Origin of the sequence: Streptomyces sp. NPDC092952, from assembly GCF_044754785.1 — a bacterium.
GTDB lineage: Bacteria > Actinomycetota > Actinomycetes > Streptomycetales > Streptomycetaceae > Streptomyces.
In genome coordinates this window covers 208,774-227,206 of the sequence record NZ_JBIVPT010000011.1, presented here as the reverse complement: position 1 = coordinate 227,206, position 18,433 = coordinate 208,774, and the positions used below count along the sequence as shown (strand labels likewise).

Sequence of the window (18,433 nt, the reverse complement as noted above, 5' to 3'; positions counted from 1 at the left end):
TGCTGTAGGGGACGGGCGCGAGGACTGGCCTTGTGGCGCCCTGAGCAGCAGTTTCGTGCCTGTGGCGGGCGGGTTGGGCCCCGTTCCTCGGGCCTCGGCGGTTCCCTGGTGCAGGTCCTCACGGTCCCCGGTCCCGCTTCTGTCGCGGCCTCTGGCTGGAGCCCGGTCCCCAACATGCGTCGGGGGCCGGTCCCCGACAGGGACCGGGGACCGACGGGTCGTCAGGGGGACGGTCCCCGTTTTCGACGGGTTCGGTCCCCGCGTACGGTCTCCGCTGGACCTGTCGGGACCCCGCAGGCCGGGGACCGGGGCGAGCACGGTGTTCCAGTGCCCCGGGTGCGGGCAGGAGGGCAGCCCGGGAGGTCAGGCTGCGGGGTGGCGTCTGCGGTCGGGGCCGTCGAGGATGACGCGTTCGGTCATCTCGGCGAGGCGGGAGGCGACGCGGTCCCCGAGGGCGGTACGCAGGTCGGCGGTGGGGAGATTGGTGGTGATCAGGGTGGGGCGCAGGTGCTCGTACCGGTGGTTGATCAGCCGGTAGGTGAGCTCCTCGGTCCACTCGCTCGTCTTGGCCGCTCCGAGGTCGTCCAGGAGCAGTAGCGGGCACTTGGCCAGGGTCTGCAGCTCGCGTTCGCTGTCGAAGCCGGAGCGTGGACGCAGGCGGGCGTACAGGTCGGCGGCGGTGACGGCCTCCCAGCGCAGGCGGACCCCGGCGGCGAGGAGGGCGCGGATGGCGCCGTACGCCTGGTGGGTCTTGCCGGTGCCGGTGGGGCCGGCGATCAGCAGGGACGAGCCCTCCGAGATTCCCGGTGCGCCTGCCGGTCCGGGGCGGCCGGCGCGGGCGATCTCGTCCACCCAGGCGGTGATGTGGGGGTGGTCGGTCAGGGCGCCCCGGTAGCGGGCGGGGATGCGGGCATCGGCCAGCTCCAGCGCGGTGACGGGCTCCGGCGGCTCGTGCGCGGTGGCGGCGGGGCCGAGGCCCCGCTGGGTCAGGATGGCGCCGAGGCGGTCGGCGATCCGGCCGAACTGGTGCGGGTCCCGGGCGAGGGCGGCGGTCATAGGTCACCTCCGTAGGCGGCGGCGACGTCGGCGGGGTTGGTCCACGGCCGGTGGGCGGCGGCGGGCGCGGAGATGGTGGAGTTCATGGCCTCGTGCACCAGGCTGGGCAGAGTGCTCGGGTGCAGGCCCTTGGCACGATGCCGTGCGAGACCCGCCCGTATGTGAGCGGGGTCGATGCCCTCGCCGAGGAGCCTGCGTACCTGCACGCCGAGCTGGCCCAGGACGTCCCGGGGCGGGTGGTGGGCACACGCGGCGGCGTACTCGCCGATCAGGTCCTTCGCCGAGACGGTCTGCGGCGCGGGGGCGCTCGCGCCCCCCAACGGGGTAGTTCCTAGATCCCTGTTCCTAGGTCCTAGATCCGGACCGTGAGGACTCACCGCAGGCTCAGTGAGTCCGCCCCGCGTCTGCGGCGAGGACTCACTGACTCCGCCCTGACCTGCAGATCCGTCGTTCACGGATGTCCCCGTGAGTCCTCCCGGCCGAGTTACGGAGGGCTCCGTGGCCGCTCCGGACGCCTGCGGTGAGAGCTCACGAGGAACGCTGAGATCGTGCCACGGGCACGGGGGATTGCGGACGCCGCTGGGACGGTTGATCTTCTGGTGCTTGGCGAAGGTGACGATGTGCAGGTACCGCTTGCCGTCCCCGCCCTCGTAGCGGCAGATCAGCCCGGCGGCATCGAGCTGGGTGAGGTCGTCCTCGACCTCCACCGGGCCGTGCTCGCGGCGCAGCGACCACAGTTGGCCGGCGATGACGGCGGCCTGGTCGCGGAGGCGGCCCTGGTCGTCGGCCTGGGTGAGCAGGCCGAAGAAGGTCCGCTCGGCGGACAGGGGCACGGATGCGAGGGACTCCGACGCGAACGCCTCGGGCTTGATGGTGCGGATACGGGCGATGTCGATCGACCACCATTCGAAATCAGGGAGAGAGGCAGGGAATCCGGCGACGCCAGGGTGCATGGACAACACAGCCACACCCAGTGTGCGAAAGTCCAGACTTGGTTCTGGAATCATGCACAAGTCGTTTCGCTCGTGGCCTGGTGGCTGTAGAACCGAAACGCCGGTCGGCGAAATCATCGCCGGAAATCGCCGTGTGATCCGCATCGCTCACGGCAGACAGGAATGCCCTTCCGGAAGGGCTGGCGCGCAAGCTACAACACCACCCATGCCGCCACCCCCCCTCGAAATCGGACCCGCCGGACGAGCCGCCGCCCACGTCATCGAACGCATCCGCACAGCCCGCAGCTACTCCCAGTGCGCTAGCTCGCCGACCGCGTCACCGCCCTCGGCCGGCCCATGACCTTCACCGCCCTCTCCCGCATCGAACGCACCGTCCGCCGCTGCGACATCGACGACCTCGTCGCCATCGCCACGGCCTTCGGGGTCGCCCCGCAGGCCCTTCTCACCGGCCAACGCACGCACCTGGAACCGGACGGCGCGGGCGGAATATAGCCGACGATCGCCGGTTAGCCTAACCGGCGATTCTCCGGATGATTGTTGGTCCCGGAACGCCCGTCGTGCCGGTCCTTTCCAGAAGTCTGCCCACCTTCCCAGAGGACGCCTTGCTCGATTATCCTACGCGCCGATTTCAGATTCCCCGCCGCGCACACGTAACTCCGCTTGCTTCCTCTTCTGCTCCGCTCGGAGATCCCGGCCGTACGTAGAAGCCCTATTCGGCGATCTCGCAGCATCGGCGGGGCTTGTTAGCTCCCGCCCCAGCTGGATCTCTCAATTCTCGTCGCTCTTTCTCACGCAAAGGAACCGCCTATGGCCCCGCGTCTGCTGTCCATACCTGCCGTCGCCGCCGCCCTGGACGTCGACCGCCGAACGATCTACCGCTTCATCGCCGCCGGCGAGCTGCCCGTCGTCGACCTGCGCACGGGACCGGCTCGCTCTCGCGTCCGCGTCCCCGCCGCGAGCCTGGACGACTTCATCAACAGCCGGGCGGTCTCCTCGCCCGCGCGGCGCCGCTGAGCAGGACCCAGTCCGCCCCGACGCGAAGCAGGAAGGAACGGAACCGCGTACTTCCGGAAGCTGAAGTCCGGCAAATGGCAGGCGACCGTCCGCAACCGGGCTGGAGACCGGTTCAGCGAGTCGTTTCCCCTCAAGGCACAGGCCCGTGCCTGGGGTACCGAGATGGAGACCCGGTTCGCCCGTGGAAGCATGCGGGATCCCCGAGCGGGCGAGTTGGCGTTCCGTGAGTGGCACGACCGCTGGTGGCAGGCCCGCGTGGTCGAGCCCCACACGCTGCGCGGTGATGCCTCCAGCATCAAGAACCACGTGCTGCCCCACTGGGCCGACTGGGAGATGCGGGCCGTCACCCGCATGGATGTACAGAGCTGGATCCGCGGACTGGTCGAGAAGGGGGTCGGCGCCTCGGCGATCAAGAGGGCGTACAACCTGCTGTCGTCCATCATGCGTGCGGCCGTCGACGACGATGTCATCGCGGTTAGCCCCTGCCGGAACATCGACCTGCCGCAGATCGCGGTCAAGCCGCCGCAGTGGTTCACCCTCGACCAGGCGCAGAGCATCGTCGACGAGCTCCCGGCCCCATGGCGCACCATGTGCCTGCTCGGCTTCTACACGGGCCTGCGCTGGGGCGAACTCGCCGGCCTGCATCGCCATCGGATCGACCAGCGCCGTTCCCGCCTGTTCGTGGTGGAGGTCAACACCAAGAGCGGCATCAAGGAGTACCCCAAGAGTTCGAGGAGCCGCCGGGAGGTCCCGCTCCCGCCACACGTCCTGGACGCCCTCGAACGGCACATCCACCCACTCGGCCGCGACGCCCTGGTCTTCACCACCGTCACCAAGGGCCGCGCTGGTCGTCGGCTCGACGACGGCAACTGGCGCCGCCAGACCTGGTGGCCGGCCATCGGGAACGCCCACTACTTCGACACCGACGGGGAGCAGCTCCCCGTGCCGCACTATCCGCCGCACTCCATGCGCCACACCTGCGCCTCGTGGCTCGTCCAGAAGGGGGTCTCGCTCTACGAGGTCCAGCACCTCCTCGGCCACGAGAGCTTCCAGACCACCCAGCGCTACGCTCACCTACAGCCTGATGCCCACAAGGCAGTGCTCGGGGCGTGGGAGCGGCTGGACGTTCCGCTCACCGCCGCAGCATGAGCGAAGCTCGCCCCGTCCGGTATCGAACGGGGCGGGAGGCGGTTGTCTGCTCAGAAAAGGTGGCTGCGCTCAAAGACGACCAGGGTCGCCTGGTGTGCCGTGTGCACTGCGTCGTAGGTCGATCCTGCTGCAGGCCCTGGTGGCTGAGGCGGTATGGCGAGGATGCCAGGTGCGCAAGACCAGCTGTCCTTTCCCTTACGCGAGGGCGGATTGGACGTCACTGTCGACGGCTTCGCGTACACCGTCACTGTTGCAAGCAGGAGTTCCCGGCGTCCACGGAGCCGGTGCGGCCCGCTCGTCTCGTCGTCGAGCTTGCCCATGGTCTGATCAGTCGGTCCGGTCGCTGGCGGGACAGGGAGAACCGGACCCTTGAAGAAGCCCTGGGCGTGATCCTTGGAGAGATCGAGGTACGGGCGGTGGAGCATGCGCGGCGCAGGCAGGGCGAGCAGCAGGTCAGGGCAGAACCCAAGGTCCGCTGGCAAGCCGCCATGGACGTGGTGAAGGAACGAGTGTTCGCGGTCAACTCGCTGAGTTACTTCGCGAAGAGGTCGGGCGATGTCATGAGGCTGCTGTCCTCAGCGCGTATTGCACGGCATTGGAGCCTCGTATCGGCGAGTTGGACGGCGCTGTGGACGAGTCGGCCTTGAATCGGCCTGGTGCTGGGTGCAGTGGGCAAGGGGCTACGTGGGGTTGATCGACCCCTTGATCCGGCTTCCAGGAATGCCGCACACACGTGAGCCCACGCCGGAGGAAGTGAAGCCATACCTCTAGGGAAGCCTCTACGGACAGGAGCGGCGCGACGGACGATGACGTGAGCGGCCGGTCAAGGTGCAGATGGGATGACTGGTGGGGACGGTGCTCGTTAGCCATCCTTCGCGATCACGAAGGCGCGCAGGTCGGAGAGTGTCCGGGTTGTGCCGTCCACCGTCAACGACCAGAAGGTCCACCCGTCCACCTGGTCGTCGCCAGTTGCCATCCGCGCCGCGGACATGGGTGTGGTCAAGGGCCGCTGGAAACAAATTATGCTGCCGTCCGCCAGCAGGGTAGCCCTGGCTGGGCCCCGCTTCCCTCGGCCTGTCAGCACGATCCCGCCTGCGGAGAACGCCTCGGGAGGTAAGGCTGCTACCAGGGTCCGCAGGTCGATGTGATGGCCCGTCGTCGTAGCCGCTGAGGGCTCGGTTCCGTCGTTGGCGTGTTCGGCGACGTCGCCCCCCGTCCCTCTCTCAAGGGGTGCGCCGTTTTCCGAGCGGTCGTGGGCGAGGAAGGCCAGACGTTCGGCTGCAGTGGCCGCCGCACTCCACTCGGCGGTCGTCTGGGTCAGGTGGTCGAGCTCGGTGCGGGCGTACAGCGCCGCGCCAGCGTGGCCTTCGCTGGCGAGGTACAGCTGGACGAGTCCGTCCACCCTGCCGATCAAGGTAGATCTGCTCTCGATGAGTAGGTCGGAGTTGAGCGCGAGCATGCGTATGGTCTCGTCCACCCGACAGAGGTCTTGTGCCACTTCGTCTTTGGAGTACGGCCGCTCGGGACGTCGCCGGGCATGGCCCTGGCCGTCGAATCCGATGAGTTCGGCATCCTCGACCACAACGGGATCGAGCAGAACCGGTAGCTCATCCTCCAGACTTCCGCCTGCCGATGTGCGTTGCCCGAGTAGGGGGAAGCGGGCTCCCTTCCCAGGTCCGGCGCTCTGATTGCCGTAGCGGGCACCGCCGCTGTTGCAGTGGTGGCAGGAAAGGCGGTAGTTGGCAGGGTCGTAAGCGAGCCACCAGTAACCGCGGCGCTCTGCCTCACCGACGATGACCGACTTCGGCCGGTAGTGGTCTACGTGATAAGGCGAGCGGACGAACCTGGTCTCGCAATACCAGCATTTCTCCCCGATGAGGGCGATCATCCGGTCCCGGATCGCGTCCTCCCGCCACATCTCGCGGAAGGAGAGCTCCTTGTCCGCGTCCTTCGCGTCTTTTTGGAGCTTCTCGAGTTCCGTAGCGGCCCGGTCTGCCCACTTCTGCGGCGCGGTGAGTCCGCTGTTGTCCACGTGGCGCATCGCAATCAGACCCCCCGGGAGAAGCGCTCGTCGAAGAGCACACGTGCGGTCGCTTCGAGCTCCTCGCCCGTCATAGTCCCGTTTCGGGCTCGTTCAACGAGTTCCGTGCGCCGACGGTGCAGCTCCGCCAGGAAGGAAGAGAGCACCTTATCGCGGCGCGATGTGGAGAAGCCCAGTCCATCGAGCTGGTCGGTCACATTCTGGAGCTCCTGACGAGCTTCGGGGTCGTCCTCGGCCACCGGTATGAGGCGGTACTGGGTGTCGATCAGATCCTGCGTGTGTTCGTCGAGTTGGCTTCGGAGGCGGAATAGGTCCGAGGTGAGCAGCCCGCCGGCCCCCTGGCCGCGCGGGGTCGTGTCCGGGACGAGCGCCTTGGTCCGCCCATCGGTGTCCGTGTCAAGCACCCGGATCTGCTGCCGCAGCATGTTCGAGACGAGGAGGGGCTCGTGGGTGGCAGCGATGAACTGCGAGCGCTGTCCATCGCCGAGCATGCTCTGCACGGACGAATACCAGCGTCGGCTCCACTCGGGGTGGAAGTGTGCGTCGGGTTCGTCGAGCAGGAAGAGCGACTCTTGGCCCCGCTGCAGCCGCAGTAGCCCGAGGACGGTGAGGATCTGCTGTTCGCCGGAGCTCAGTTGGTCCGCCCGGACGACGGCGCCGTCCGCCTTGCGGACGCGCACGTCGACGGTCAGATAGCCGGCCATCTGGAGGGTGGACAGGAGCCCAAACATCGACAGGTCGCTGTCGAAGAGATTGCGGAACGAGAGCACGTCCTCGGGGTTGCTTATGGTGAGGGCGAACCCGTCATCGGGGGTGCCAGTGCTGTAAAGCGGGTCCGATTCTGGCACTGGTCCGAAGCGGCCGGATGCCGCTGCCTCGGCGAAGAGGGCGCGCGGCGGCCCGCCCAGCCCCCAGTACGGTAGAGCCGTCAACTCCTCCCCCACCGACGTAGGGGCGCGCAGGTGCAGTGTGGCGGACACCATCCCATCCACCCCGGCCTGTTCTCTGAGGTAGTCGCCGAAAACGTCCGCCCACTGGGCGGCCAGGGAGAGCAGGATCAGGGGGAGCCAGTCGGGCGTGCACAGGAATCCCGGGGCGTACAGCGGGCACGTGATCGGCAGCCCCAACTGTTCCGACCACACTCCCTCCTCGCTCTCCGGCCGGTCTTGCCATGCGAACCAAGACTCCGTCCACTGCTCGCGCCACGTTGCTAGCTCCGCCTCGGCGAAGCGCACATGGCGCTCGAACTCGGAGCCCCAGGGGACCCGTCCGTGGACCTGATAGCCGAAGACGTGGTCAGGAAGATGGTGGAGCCAGTCGTGACGCGGTGTCTCGTCGTGCGATCCGGCAGCGTCTGTCACCCACATGACTGGTTCCACCTCAGCGGATGCCTGCACGATCTCGACGGTCGTGTCGCGGAGCCGGTAGCGCACCTCGTACCCGAAGTCTGTGCGGCCTGTATGGCCGAGGGCGCAGCGGTAGAGAGCCCCGAAGAGCTCCGCGAGCGCGTGCAGGACCCGGGACTTCCCCCCTCCGTTGGGGCCGATCAGTACGGCAATGGCTTGCCCGTTGTCGACGGCATTCTCCAGGTCGAGGGTGAAGTCCCGCAGGCCACAGTAGTCGGGCAGCCTCAGCTGTAGCAGCTGCATCGGTTCCCCCTCAACCGGACCGGAATGTACGGGCACCGCGCGGTGGCGTGAGCTCTTCCGCGAGTCTGGCGAACCGTCGCCAGGCGTCCTCCAACTGTCCAGAGATCTGCTGGGCGATCAGATGCGGTTCTGGAGCGTCTGCCGGCTCCTCCTCGCGCGAGTAGGCGCCGAGGTCTAGGTTGACGCCGGGCCTGGCGAGGAGTGCTCCGACGGAGTAGGGCTTGAACAAGCTTGACGCGGCACGGGTGTCGGGCGGGTGCCCGGGCCGGTAGGCGGCGACGAACGCGTCGAGACTGAAGCCGGGGGAATCGGCGACAGTCGGGTGCTCGGCCCGTGCGTCGTAGACCCAGAGGCGGCGGGTGGCTGGCGATCCGTCGGGGCGGGCTGTGGCCTTCTCGAAGAACAGGACGTTGAGCCTGACTCCTGAGAAGGATCTGGAGAAGCCGGTAGGGAGGCGGAGCAGGGTGTGCACGTCGCACTGCTTCAGCAACTGCCTCCGTACCCGTTCGCCGGCGCCTGTCATGAAGAGGAGGCCGTCCGGTACTACGACGGCGGCCTGGCCGCCGATCTCCAGCAGGGTATAGACGTGCTGGAGGAAGTTGAGCTGTTGGTTGTTGGTAGCCGCCCAGAAGTCCGGTCGGGCGAAGGCGAGGGCCTCGGCGCCGTTGAGGTCAGGTGCGCCGGTGGACGAGGTCGTTGAGCGCCGCTGCCCCAGTGGCGGATCGGTGAGGATGAGAGTGGCCCGGCGGTGGCCGGGGCTCACGGTGAGAGAGTCCCGCACCTCGATGGCTGCCCGGTCGCCGTCGAGGGGTTCGACGCCGTGCAGGAACAGGTTCATGGTGGCGAGACGCGCCGTCGCGTCGACCAGTTCCGTCCCGCGGATCGCGCCGTTGGACAGCCGCTCCCGCTGGACGGGCGGAACGCCCGGCGGTAGCTGTCGGGCGATGTGTTCGAAGGACCGCACCAGGAATCCACCGGTGCCCGCAGCCGGGTCCACGATCGTGTCCTCGACGGTCGGACGCGTGCAAGCAACGATGGCGTCGATCAGTTCCCGGTTGGTGAAGTACTGGCCTGCGGCTGTCCGGTGGTCTTGAGCACACCGGGCGAGGAACGCGTCGAAGACCGGGGCGCGCCACTCTGGCCGTTCGCCCCACCACGAGAGCCCCTCCCTGACCTGCTGGATCAGGTTCTGGAGGCGTGCTGGGTGCCGCAGACGGTTGTGGGCCTTGTGGAAGATCCGGCCGACCACGCCGCCGCGCTCGCCAAGCTCCGCCAGGAGGGCGCCGTAGTACTGCGTAAGCTCCGTTCCTTCGCGCAGAGTAAGTTCGTCCCAGGCATCGTGCCCTAGGACGTCGACGCGGTTGAGAGGTCGGTGCCGCAACTCCTGCGCCGCCTTGAAGAAGAGTAGGTACGTCACCTGCTCGCCGTACTCCAAGGCTGTTAGGCCGTCGTCGCTCAGTCGTGGGAAGGAGGACCAGAGGCGCTCGGCCCGGCGCTCGACCTCGGAAGGTCGGTTGACGGGCCGGCGTCGGGCCGGCGTCATCGGCGGCACAGTCACTGCTCCCTCGAGTAGTACGTTGTTCTCGCTGCTTGGCAGGGCGCTGTGGGGCAGCCTGCCTGCCAGGGCCTGCTCCCGGCAGCCATCGCGTAGCCGGTCAGCCATCGCCAGAGCCCCCTCGGCCGAGGCCGTGGCGGCGGTGAGTTCGCCATCCCGCGCCTCCAAGGAGGCGACGAGCGCGTCCTGTTCGGCGAGCGGAGGAACGGGGACGGGGGTCCGCCGCAACTGGTCGAGTCCCAAAGAGGCCAGACCGGCTGTGTTCCGTGCGGCGCCTTGCAGCTGGCGTCGGCCGGGCCCGTTCGCGTACAGGGCGAGCAGCCGAGGATGCAGGATGTCCCTGGTCATCCGGACCCGGGCCACGTGGTGGTTCGGCACGTACATGCGGTGGGAGGCGTCCTGTTCCCACACTCGGGCGAGGCCGACGCTGTCGGGCTCTCCTCTCAGTACAAATAGGACGTCTCCGGGGCTCAGTCGGTTCGCCTCCGCTTTCCGGGCGTCCAGCTGCATCGTTGGCATCTGGTCGGGTGCCCATTGCTCGCCACGGAATTCGGCCGGGCGCAGGGAACCCACTGCGACTTCGTGTGGTTCGCCGGCGCGTCGGCTGTCTGCCATGGGCCCGCGTACGACTTCGGCCAGCTCGCCGAGGGCGACCCAATGCCATCCCACAGGGACGGCGGGCAGCGGGGCGCGGTGCGCGGTAGTGGAGGGCTCCGGGCCCGCGTGAGGTCCGGTCGTGGTGTGGCCGAGGACGCCGTGGTCTATCACGAGGGTGCGGAGGTCTTCCATCTGCCGCAGTGTGTCGCGAACGGCGGCTTCCTCCTCGGCGACCCGGGCTAGCCAGAAGGCGAGGGAGGTCTTGATTCGCTCCTGCTCGGATCGGGGGGGCAGCGGCAGCCGAACTCGTTCCAGGTCGCGTGCTGCGATGCGATGCAGGCCAGCGCCCTGACGTACGGACGAATCGATCTGGCGGCGTACGGCGCGGGACTCCCACGCCAACACCAAGTACTCCGGGTCGATCAGCCGCTCGTCGACCCGCACCCGCACCATCGTGCCGGGGTACATCGTGGGCCCGTTGGTCTCGCGGACCAGGGCGGCCTGCCCGACCCTTGCCTCCGGCCCGCCATTGCGGCTCAACAGGATGTCACCCGTCCGGATCAGAAGGTTGGCCGCTTCCGCCACCGAGGCCAACGGGCCTTCCCGGGACTCAGCGAGGTCGACCGTCGCCGATCGCAGGGCGGGCAGACGGAGGACGGGCACCCCTCCCTGGACGGCTTGACCGGACCGGCCCGCCGCCAGCGGCTCGCGCAGCAGCTCGCCCAGCGGAACCTCGGCCCAGCCGTGCGGAAGTCCCGCGCTCACGTGAGCACGCTTCGCAGCTCGTCCAGCAGGCGGACCGCACCCTGCTCCCCGAAGGCGCGCAGGAAACCCGACGTACCGCCCCTGAGGGTGAAGGGAACGGCGTCCAGAGATGCGGCGGCGAAGTGTCCGTAGGCTGCCGTGCCGTCCGCGATGTGCTCCATCCACCAGACCTGGTCAGAGTTGAAGGGCCGTCCCGTGCGTCCCTGATGGCCGATCCACGCGTCGAGCCGGTCGAAGACCTGGTCGCGGTAGGGACGCGGGTGCGGCTCCAGACCCGCTTCGTACCGGACGATGGCGAGGAGGTCCATGGGCCCCTTCTGTGCTCGCGGCCGACGGGGATCCGACACAGTGACACCGGCGCGTTCGTACGCGCTCCAGATCCGCTCCGCCGTCAGGCCATGCGGCGGCTGCCCCAGAGACTCAGCCCATGAGTGAAGCCTCCGGACGTCCCTGTCAGCCAGGTGCATTGTGCCGGTGATCAGCTTCCGTGCCGGGCCATTGCCCGCCCGTAGGAAGGACCGCCAACGCTCCATGACCTCGTCGTCGTCGACTGGTGCGGCGGCGGCCGGGGCCTCGTACGCTTCCTTCCCCCGCCCTCGCTTCCGCGTCGTGGAGGGATGACCGGCATGGTGTCGTGTGACGTTGATCGGATCCACGACTACGCAACGGGTCTTGGCCGACGCACCGGGGGTGACCGCTCTCAGTTCCGCTGACGCGATGGGGCGCGTCCCGACCGCGAGCATCTGAAAGTAGCGATTTGAGGACTTGACGTCCCGCAGGAACAGCAGGCATTCGACGGGGGCGATGTCCGTCCCGGTAAGCAGGTCCACCACGACGATGACCCGCAGTTCGACTGTGTTACGGAACTGCGAGAGCAGCCTGTACGGTGATCCGCCTTTGAGCGTCACCTTCTGGCAAAAGTTCGGCCCCTCCCCGAACACCGTGCGCACCGCATCGACTACCTCGTCCGCATGCCGGTCGTTCGCCGCGTAGACGACGGTCTTGGGCAGCACCACATCCCTGGAATCGAGCCCCGCCCGCTCAGGGAACATTGACGGCAAGCCCTCCTTGAATGCCGTCAGCGCGTCGTTGAGTTCCTTGCCGGTCACCGCTGAGTGACGATGCCCGAGGGGCTCTTGCACGTCGAGGCCGAACTCCTCCTCTAGCGTGTCGGCTGCCCACTTCGGTCGCGTAGGAATACTGCCAATGTGGTAGACGGTGATGTCCACCGCTCGGCCGTCGGCGACGGCCTCCTCGAAGGTGTAGGAGCTGATCAGGTTGCCCTGGAAGACTTCCAGAGCCTGGTCCGACGGGGTGGCCGTCAGACCGAGCACCGGGGCGTCGAAGTAGTCGAGCAGAGCACGCCATCGGGAGGAGACGGACCGGTGACAGTCGTCCGCGATAACGAGGTCGAAGGACTCGGGGGGCAGATCGGGTCGGTAGCGGACCCCGGACGCCGGATTGCCCCCGGACAGGACGTTGTGGAGTCGCGGCACGGTGCTCACGACTACCCCCTGGGACGACACGGCAGCCGGGCCAAACCGTTCTACCCGATACGACTCGGTGAACTTCCGGCCATCGTCACTCGGGCCGGAGTACGCCGAGAAGGTCGCCAGTGCCTGCGTCTCGAGTTCCAGTCGGTCGACCAGGAAGAGGACACGGCGGGCCCGGGCATGGCGCAGCAGACGGTGGGCCACGGCGACCGCCGTGATCATCCGGCCGCCCCCAACAGCGATCTGGACCATGGCTCGGCACTCACCCCGTTTCAGCGAGCTCTCGAACGCCCGCACTGCGGCGTACTGAACCGGTCCGAGGGAGTCTCGAGGGGAGTCATCATCACAGAGGTCCGGAAGACGGCGGCGCACGCGGGCCTGGAACGTTGGTGCCTGAGGGTCGGCCGCAGCTTCGCGTAGCCAGCGGGCCACGGTGGCCGGCTGGTGGAAGGTAAAGACCTCCCTGAGGCGTGGCTCGGGGTCATCCCCGTTCCGGAACAGCACCTGGACGCCGTCAGTGGCGTATGTGTAGGGCATCCGCCGCTCTGCGGACGCCGTCCACGAGGTGTCGGCCTTACGGATCCGGGCGATCCCCGCGCGCAGGTCTGTGCCACGGGGCTGCACCTTGACGATTCCCACCGATTGGTCGTCGACACGGAGAACGTAGTCCGTTCCTGCCGTCCAGTCCAAGGCTCCCGTGCTTCGCGCCGCGACCCCGCGCACCGGTAGTTCGTGTGGCCCGTCAGAACCATCCCGCACGATCCATCCCGCCTCGGTCAGCAGGTCCGCGACGCGCCAATCCCCTTCCAGGAGGGCCGAACGTGCCTTTAGGGACCGGCGGCTGGCGGTCTCTGTGGGCGTACGTCGGTCGAAGGACCGCTGCAGCACCGGGACGTACTCGTTTAGTAGGGCGGTCTTGGTGGCAAGGCCGGGCAGTGCCTCTCGCGCAGTTACCGGCCGGCGCGACGAGCTCGTCGGTATGTCGTCCCATTCGGCTGGTGGGACGAATGAGAGTGCGTCACGTACTCCGGTCCGCAACCGGAAGTACCAGACGCCCAGATCGAAGCAGTGCCGCACGAGAAGTCGGGCACGGGACTGGTCGTCTGGTCCGGCCCCGTCGCCGAGTTCAGGGGCTGTGGAGCAGCGCAGTTCGCTCAGTGCCCGGTGCACCGGGCCGTCGGCTGCGCCGTCAACGGACTCTGGGCCAAGCAGCCGGGCGCGCTCTGCTGTCAGCACGTCCGCGAACTGCTGAGCCTGGGCGAGGGACCGCTCCGGGCGTGCCTGCGCTTCAGCCTCGGCACCCGCGCCGTACAGCAGCAGAAGGGGCTCCAGGGGTAGCAGAAAGCCGAAGTTCACGGAAGCAGCGGCCAGCTCCGCAAGGGCTTCCTCAGCGTCTGCCTGGTGCACTCGGCTCACGTCCCCTTCATTCCGCGTCAGTGCCACCGGCGACTGTGGCACGGCGCCGATCAAGCACCCCAAATCTATCGCTTCGGGTCGGGCCTCAAGCCAGCCCGGCGGAGACCGTTAGCCGAGGAACGCTCTGGGTCTCGTCATCGTGATCGGCAACGGGAGGTTCCACCCTAACTTGAGTTAGGAACACCGTTCCTGAGCCCGACCGGTCGCGCAGTTGCTGCCTGCATTGAGGAGACACGCTCTCTCGTCGGCGGGGGCAAGGATTAGCTGTGTCCACTTGCTGACAGGTTCGGTTCCGCAGCCGAGCCTGCCTCGTGACGACCAATCCTTGGTGAAGTCACTCGGCGGTCTTCCCCGGAGAAGTAGGTCTCGCTCGCCATGACGCTCGTTTGACGCTCCAACCACATCACTGCGATCAGATGAGGTTTGAAAAATGCATCTGACCTGCGCTTTTCCCGGTGGTCTGTTGCTGCGACATCTTTCCGATGACGCACCATGTGGAGTGCGTGGCGATTCTGGAGCCGGTCTCGAAGGGCTCCTGACCTGCGGTTTTGTGAGGGCGGGGCTGAGATTCGACGTCTTTCCCTGGAGGAAACAGTTCGAGGTGTGATGGCTGGGATCTGTGGGCTCTGGCCTCGGCTTTTCCGGCGTAGTGGCTGATTGTCGCCTGGTCTGCGGACGGGGTGTCCTGGAAGTCTTGACGCTGAAACGACGCTCGTTCTGACGGGCTTGCAGGTGGGGTCGTACGTGGCACGGGTGGCTTTCAGTGGGCGTCGGCCCCCGTACTGCAGATGTTGAACCAGGTCCTCGGCCGTGACGCGGCCGATGCGCCGCGCGCATACAAGGCAGGCTCGGCGCCAGAGGTCCGCAGACTCGGCAAGGAGGCGCTGCCCGCACTTCCGTCCACCTACGACGACTGCGACGACCTGCTGGCCGTCGCCGCACGGGAGGAGCAACTGGCCCCCATGCTCGAACTCGCCCATGCGGAACGGATTTCCCGGACGCCGCACATCTGGTGGCTGACGTTGAGGATGCAGCCAGGTCGGGCTTTGCGTAGGAGGAGTTCTCGCGGGCCTCACCGGCCGAGGCCCGGCGGGCGTGGCAGAGGCGGCAGCGATGCCTGGAGGAGAGGCGAAGAGACCTGGGGCGATAGCGGAACTCACGCTGCCAGGAGCGGAGTTCACATCCCCCATTCGAGCCGTACCGGCCCTCGCGCCGTGGTCAGTGCCCCGTCGAAGTCCGCGAGACGTTCGGCCAGTGTGGCGGTGGCCACGCGCGGCGGGAGGGCAGCCGAGAACTTCAGGCCGCGGACGGCGCGCGGGTCGACGGTGGGCAGGGTGAGGGAGACCGGGAGTTCGGCGCGGGCGGCCTTCCAGTCGGCGGGGGAGAGGTCCTGGCGCAGGCGGAGATGGATGTCGGAGGGCCGCTGGACGGGATCGGCGAGGTTGCCGAGGGAGGCGGCGAGGGTCGCATTGGCGCGGTAGCCGGCCCAGGTCCACCAGCGCGTGGCATCGGCATCGCGGACCACGAGAGTGCCGGCCGGGTGGACCTCGTGAGGGGCGCGATCGGTGCGTAGCTCGGCGAGGGCAGCGGTGGCGCGGCGGGTGAGCCGAACGTCGGGGTCGGTGCCGAGGAGGACGTCGCGCATGGCGCGGGTGAGGGTGAACGACAGACCGCGCGCCTCGCTGCCCTGCCATTTGGCCACACCGCCGTCCTCGACGGGTTCGACGAACGCGCGGCGGCGGGCCCAGTCGATGAACGTGACCTGCCAGCTGCGCCCGGCAAGCAGGAGACGGCGCGGGCCGGGGCGTTCCTCGGTGAGCACGGTGGGGTCCGTGGTGCCGATCTCGGTGCGCCCGGCGAGGACGGTGAACTCGGGCGGCGCGGTGAAGGAAGCGGTGAGTTCCATGAAGTGGCGGCGGCCGAAGTGCTTCTCGGCCTCGGGGCCGATGAAGAGCATGCCGTCGTCGCTGTCCAGGAAGCCTTCGTCGACCAGATGCTTCAGGAGCGGGGCGGCCGACCGGTCGAAGGGCGCGAGGCCGTTCCACTGGTCCGGCCAGAGCTGGTCGCCGATGCGGTGCTCCTGCAGGGTGAGTGCGAGCAGCTGCTGGGCGACGAGGTGACGGGGCGACGGTGGCGGGGTGACGGGCTCGACCCAGCCCAGGGCCCAGAGGGTGAGCAGCCCGGCGGCCTGCAGCAACGACTCGGTCCTGGTGGCGAGGAAGAGACAGTTGCGGGAGGTGCCGGCGCGGCGGCCGGTGCGGCCGATCCGCTGCAGGAACGAGGCGACGGTGCCGGGGGAGTCGATCTGGATGACTCGGTCGAGGTCGCCGACGTCGATGCCGAGTTCCAGGGTGGAGGTGGACACGATGACGCAGTCGCGCGCCTCGGCGAACGCCTGCTCGGAGCGGGCCCGTTCATCGGCGGAGAGCGAGGCGTGCGAGAGGAACACGGTGACGTCGCGGGCCCGGAGCGCCGCACCGAGTTCCTCGACCTGCTTGCGGGAGTCGCAGAAGACGAGACGCTTCTCGCCGCGGTGCAGGGCGGAGATCACCTTGGCGGCGTTGGCGAGCGAGCCGACGTAGTCGAGTTCGACGTCTCCCGCGGGCCTCGGCAGCGGGGTGTCCCCGGCCGTGTCCGGCAGGGTGATGCCGGGCGCGACGACCCGTCCCGGGCGTTCGGCGGGGCGCGCCCCCTGCAGCCAAGTGAGCAGTGCGTCCGGGTTGCCGACGGTGGCGGAGAGCCCGATCCGCTGGATCCGGTGACCGGCCAGCCGCTCCAGCCGCTCGAGCACGGCAAGCAGGTGCCAGCCCCGGTCGTCACCCGCGAAAGCGTGCACCTCGTCGATGATCACGGCACGGACCCGGCCGAGCATGTGTGTGTGGTCGGTCTTGACACTGATCAGCATTGCTTCGAGCGACTCGGGTGTGGTGAGCAGGAAGTCGGGCGACTCGGTGCGGATACGGCGGCGTACGGACTCGGGGGTGTCGCCGTGCCAGAGCTCGGCGCGGCGGCCCAGCCACTGGGCGTAGGTGTCGACGCGATGGACGAGGTTGTTGAGGAGGGCTTTGAGTGGGGCCAGGTAGAGGACGGAGGTGCCGGTCCAGTGCTGCTCCCGCATGGCGGACAGGACGGGGAAGGTGGCGGCTTCCGTCTTCCCGCCCGCGGTCGGCGCGAGCAGGATCGCGTCCTCGCCGTCCATCAGTGGTTTCACGGCGGCCTTCTGCAGGGGGCGCAGGTCAGGCCATCCGAGCGTGTTGACGATGTGGTGCAGGACGACCGGATCGAGGCGTTCGAGCGGGTCAGGGCCGGGCGGCTGGTCCTGCACGTGGATAGCTCCCTGCGCTTGGTCTTCCGGGAACGGGAGGGGAAGGCGACGGATCAGAGGTCGAGATCGAGGTCGTCGGCCGACGCGGCCGCGGGGGGCGCGGCGAGGTTGCGTTCGGTGGCAGTGAGATCGCTGCTGCCGAGGGTCAGCTTGTAGTGCGCACGCGGATCGAAGTCGTCGAACTGATCGACCCGGTCGAGTACGTCCCCGACCAGCTTCTTCAGGTACAGGCGCGGTGCCACTCCGACTTTCCCGCCCAGCGCCCCGCCCACGGCCCTCGCCAGGTCCGCAAGGTACGCGTCGTCGGCGAGCCGCTTGATCCGCTCGGCGGAGTCGGGAGAGGTGACGCCGTCCGCGTACAGGTCGCGGATGGTGACGCCCAGACCGGTCAGGGACTCCTCGGTGAATCCGGGAAGCCGGATCTGCACGGCACGCGGGTTGTCGAAGCGCGGGTCGGTGGTGAAGTCGGTGGCCAGGCGCTGGGCGAGCGGGGCGAGACGCTGGACGCCCTGCTGCCCGTCGTAGAAGGCGGGCGTGCCGGTGATGACGAGGTAGAGACCGGGGAAGCGGCCGGAATGCACCTCGTCGATGAGCTGGCGCAGGGCGTTGAGGGCCTTGTCACGGGCGTCGGAGCGGACCCGCTGCAGTGTCTCCACTTCGTCCAGGACGAGGACGAGCCCGGCGTGCCCTGCGTCCTTGAGCATGGTCAGCAGGCCTTGCAGAAAGCCGAAGGCGCCGAAGTGGTCGAGGTCGCCGCGGACTCCTGCGCTGCGACGTGCGGCAGCGGCGACGTGCGGCTGGCCGCCGAGCCAGGCCATCACCGCGGCGGCGGTCGCCTCGTCGCCGGCGTCCAGGGACTGCTTGTACCCGCGCAGGGCGGTGGCGAAGGCGGGGGCCTGGCGGGACACCTCGGCCAGGCGGGCGGTGAGCAGCCGGTCCACGGCCTGCGGCAGTTCGCTCTCGGCCGCGCCGTCGGCGAGCGCGTCCTCCTCAAGGGCGTAGAACCAGGCATCGGCGACGGGCCGCAGCGCGCTGGGCGGGAAGCTCGCGGTGGTCAGACGTTCGGTGAGCCGCCGGTAGACCGTCTCCAGCTTGTGCAGCGGGGTCTCGGTCTCCGACACCTGCACCTCGGCCACGGCGAAGGTGCGCCGCTTGGCGCGTTCGCCGAGCCAGCGGGTGAAGAAGGTCTTGCCGGAGCCGTACTCACCGCGCACCGCTTTGAACACCGAGCCGCCGGCGGCGACGGTGTCCAGTTCCTCGTCGACCGCCTGCTCGAAGCGGCCCAGGCCGGTGGCGAGCAGGTCGAGGCCGCTCTCGGGGACGGCGCCGCGTCGCAGTGCGTCCACGACGGCGCGGCGGCGTACGGCGCCGACGGGGGCACCGGCACGAGGGGCTGAGGATCGAGACGCGTTCACCCGGA

Annotated in this window: 13 protein-coding genes; 5 read left to right on the top strand and 8 right to left on the bottom strand. The window is 68.5% G+C overall.

What is annotated here, in order from left to right:
* Positions 1 to 363 precede the first annotated feature (363 nt).
* Positions 364 to 1,056, bottom strand: coding sequence for an ATP-binding protein (locus ACIQGQ_RS25300; protein ID WP_402399116.1), 693 nt, complete (start codon positions 1,054 to 1,056; stop codon positions 364 to 366).
* Entirely contained in the window at positions 1,053 to 1,946 is an 894-nt protein-coding gene (locus tag ACIQGQ_RS25295) for a hypothetical protein (RefSeq protein ID WP_402399213.1), read from the bottom strand. The genes ACIQGQ_RS25300 and ACIQGQ_RS25295 overlap by 4 nt, the downstream gene beginning before the upstream one ends.
* Positions 1,947 to 2,345: 399 nt before the next feature.
* Here ACIQGQ_RS25295 and ACIQGQ_RS25290 point away from each other — a divergent pair, with 399 nt between their 5' ends.
* The 4 genes from ACIQGQ_RS25290 to ACIQGQ_RS25275 all read left to right on the top strand — a co-directional run bounded on the left by ACIQGQ_RS25290 (position 2,346) and on the right by ACIQGQ_RS25275 (position 4,819).
* The gene (locus ACIQGQ_RS25290) at positions 2,346 to 2,501 is read left to right on the top strand and encodes a helix-turn-helix domain-containing protein (RefSeq protein WP_402399113.1); all 156 of its coding nucleotides are present in this window, start codon (positions 2,346 to 2,348) and stop codon (positions 2,499 to 2,501) included.
* 315 nt (positions 2,502 to 2,816) lie between these two features.
* Positions 2,817 to 3,023 carry a helix-turn-helix transcriptional regulator gene (locus ACIQGQ_RS25285; RefSeq protein ID WP_402399110.1) on the top strand — a complete coding sequence of 69 codons (207 nt, stop codon included), beginning with the start codon at positions 2,817 to 2,819 and terminating at the stop codon, positions 3,021 to 3,023.
* A 189-nt stretch (positions 3,024 to 3,212) separates the two neighbouring features.
* The gene (locus ACIQGQ_RS25280; protein ID WP_402399107.1) at positions 3,213 to 4,172 is read left to right on the top strand and encodes a tyrosine-type recombinase/integrase; all 960 of its coding nucleotides are present in this window, start codon (positions 3,213 to 3,215) and stop codon (positions 4,170 to 4,172) included.
* A 386-nt stretch (positions 4,173 to 4,558) separates the two neighbouring features.
* Positions 4,559 to 4,819, top strand: coding sequence for a hypothetical protein (locus ACIQGQ_RS25275; protein ID WP_402399104.1), 261 nt, complete (start codon positions 4,559 to 4,561; stop codon positions 4,817 to 4,819).
* Positions 4,820 to 5,034: 215 nt separating this feature from the next.
* Here the strand turns inward: ACIQGQ_RS25275 and ACIQGQ_RS25270 are convergent, their stop codons facing one another.
* From ACIQGQ_RS25270 to ACIQGQ_RS25255, 4 genes are read right to left on the bottom strand one after another with little or no spacing between them, the layout of a single operon-like run.
* A complete protein-coding gene (locus tag ACIQGQ_RS25270; RefSeq protein ID WP_402399101.1) occupies positions 5,035 to 6,204 on the bottom strand; it encodes an HNH endonuclease in 1,170 nt (389 codons plus the stop codon).
* Positions 6,205 to 6,218: 14 nt separating this feature from the next.
* On the bottom strand, positions 6,219 to 7,862 hold the full coding sequence (locus ACIQGQ_RS25265; RefSeq protein WP_402399098.1) for an AAA family ATPase: 1,644 nt from the start codon (positions 7,860 to 7,862) through the stop codon (positions 6,219 to 6,221).
* Positions 7,863 to 7,872: 10 nt separating this feature from the next.
* Entirely contained in the window at positions 7,873 to 10,779 is a 2,907-nt protein-coding gene (locus ACIQGQ_RS25260; RefSeq protein ID WP_402399095.1) for an N-6 DNA methylase, read from the bottom strand.
* The gene (locus ACIQGQ_RS25255) at positions 10,776 to 12,962 is read right to left on the bottom strand and encodes a DEAD/DEAH box helicase family protein (protein ID WP_402399093.1); all 2,187 of its coding nucleotides are present in this window, start codon (positions 12,960 to 12,962) and stop codon (positions 10,776 to 10,778) included. Before ACIQGQ_RS25255 ends, ACIQGQ_RS25260 begins: the two co-directional genes overlap by 4 nt.
* Before the next feature lie 378 nt (positions 12,963 to 13,340).
* Here ACIQGQ_RS25255 and ACIQGQ_RS25250 point away from each other — a divergent pair, with 378 nt between their 5' ends.
* On the top strand, positions 13,341 to 13,610 hold the full coding sequence (locus ACIQGQ_RS25250) for a hypothetical protein (protein WP_402399090.1): 270 nt from the start codon (positions 13,341 to 13,343) through the stop codon (positions 13,608 to 13,610).
* A 1,255-nt stretch (positions 13,611 to 14,865) separates the two neighbouring features.
* On the opposite strand, the gene ACIQGQ_RS25245 is transcribed toward ACIQGQ_RS25250, so the two are convergent.
* Both ACIQGQ_RS25245 and brxD read right to left on the bottom strand, forming a co-directional pair.
* Positions 14,866 to 17,013: a DEAD/DEAH box helicase gene (locus ACIQGQ_RS25245; RefSeq protein ID WP_402399088.1), complete on the bottom strand. Its 2,148-nt coding sequence runs from the start codon at positions 17,011 to 17,013 to the stop codon at positions 14,866 to 14,868.
* A gap of 53 nt (positions 17,014 to 17,066) precedes the next feature.
* The gene (brxD, locus tag ACIQGQ_RS25240; protein WP_402399085.1) at positions 17,067 to 18,428 is read right to left on the bottom strand and encodes a BREX system ATP-binding protein BrxD; all 1,362 of its coding nucleotides are present in this window, start codon (positions 18,426 to 18,428) and stop codon (positions 17,067 to 17,069) included.
* Between the last annotated feature and the right edge of the window lie 5 nt (positions 18,429 to 18,433).

Bases quoted from the DNA above. Each gene is read 5' to 3' on its own strand.
- ACIQGQ_RS25280 (WP_402399107.1), top strand. From the start codon at position 3,213: ATGCGGGATCCCCGAGCGGGCGAGTTGGCGTTCCGTGAGTGGCACGAC.
- ACIQGQ_RS25285 (WP_402399110.1), top strand. From the start codon at position 2,817: ATGGCCCCGCGTCTGCTGTCCATACCTGCCGTCGCCGCCGCCCTGGAC.
- ACIQGQ_RS25290 (WP_402399113.1), top strand. From the start codon at position 2,346: ATGACCTTCACCGCCCTCTCCCGCATCGAACGCACCGTCCGCCGCTGC.
- ACIQGQ_RS25300 (WP_402399116.1), bottom strand. From the start codon at position 1,056: ATGACCGCCGCCCTCGCCCGGGACCCGCACCAGTTCGGCCGGATCGCC.
- ACIQGQ_RS25265 (WP_402399098.1), bottom strand. From the start codon at position 7,862: ATGCAGCTGCTACAGCTGAGGCTGCCCGACTACTGTGGCCTGCGGGAC.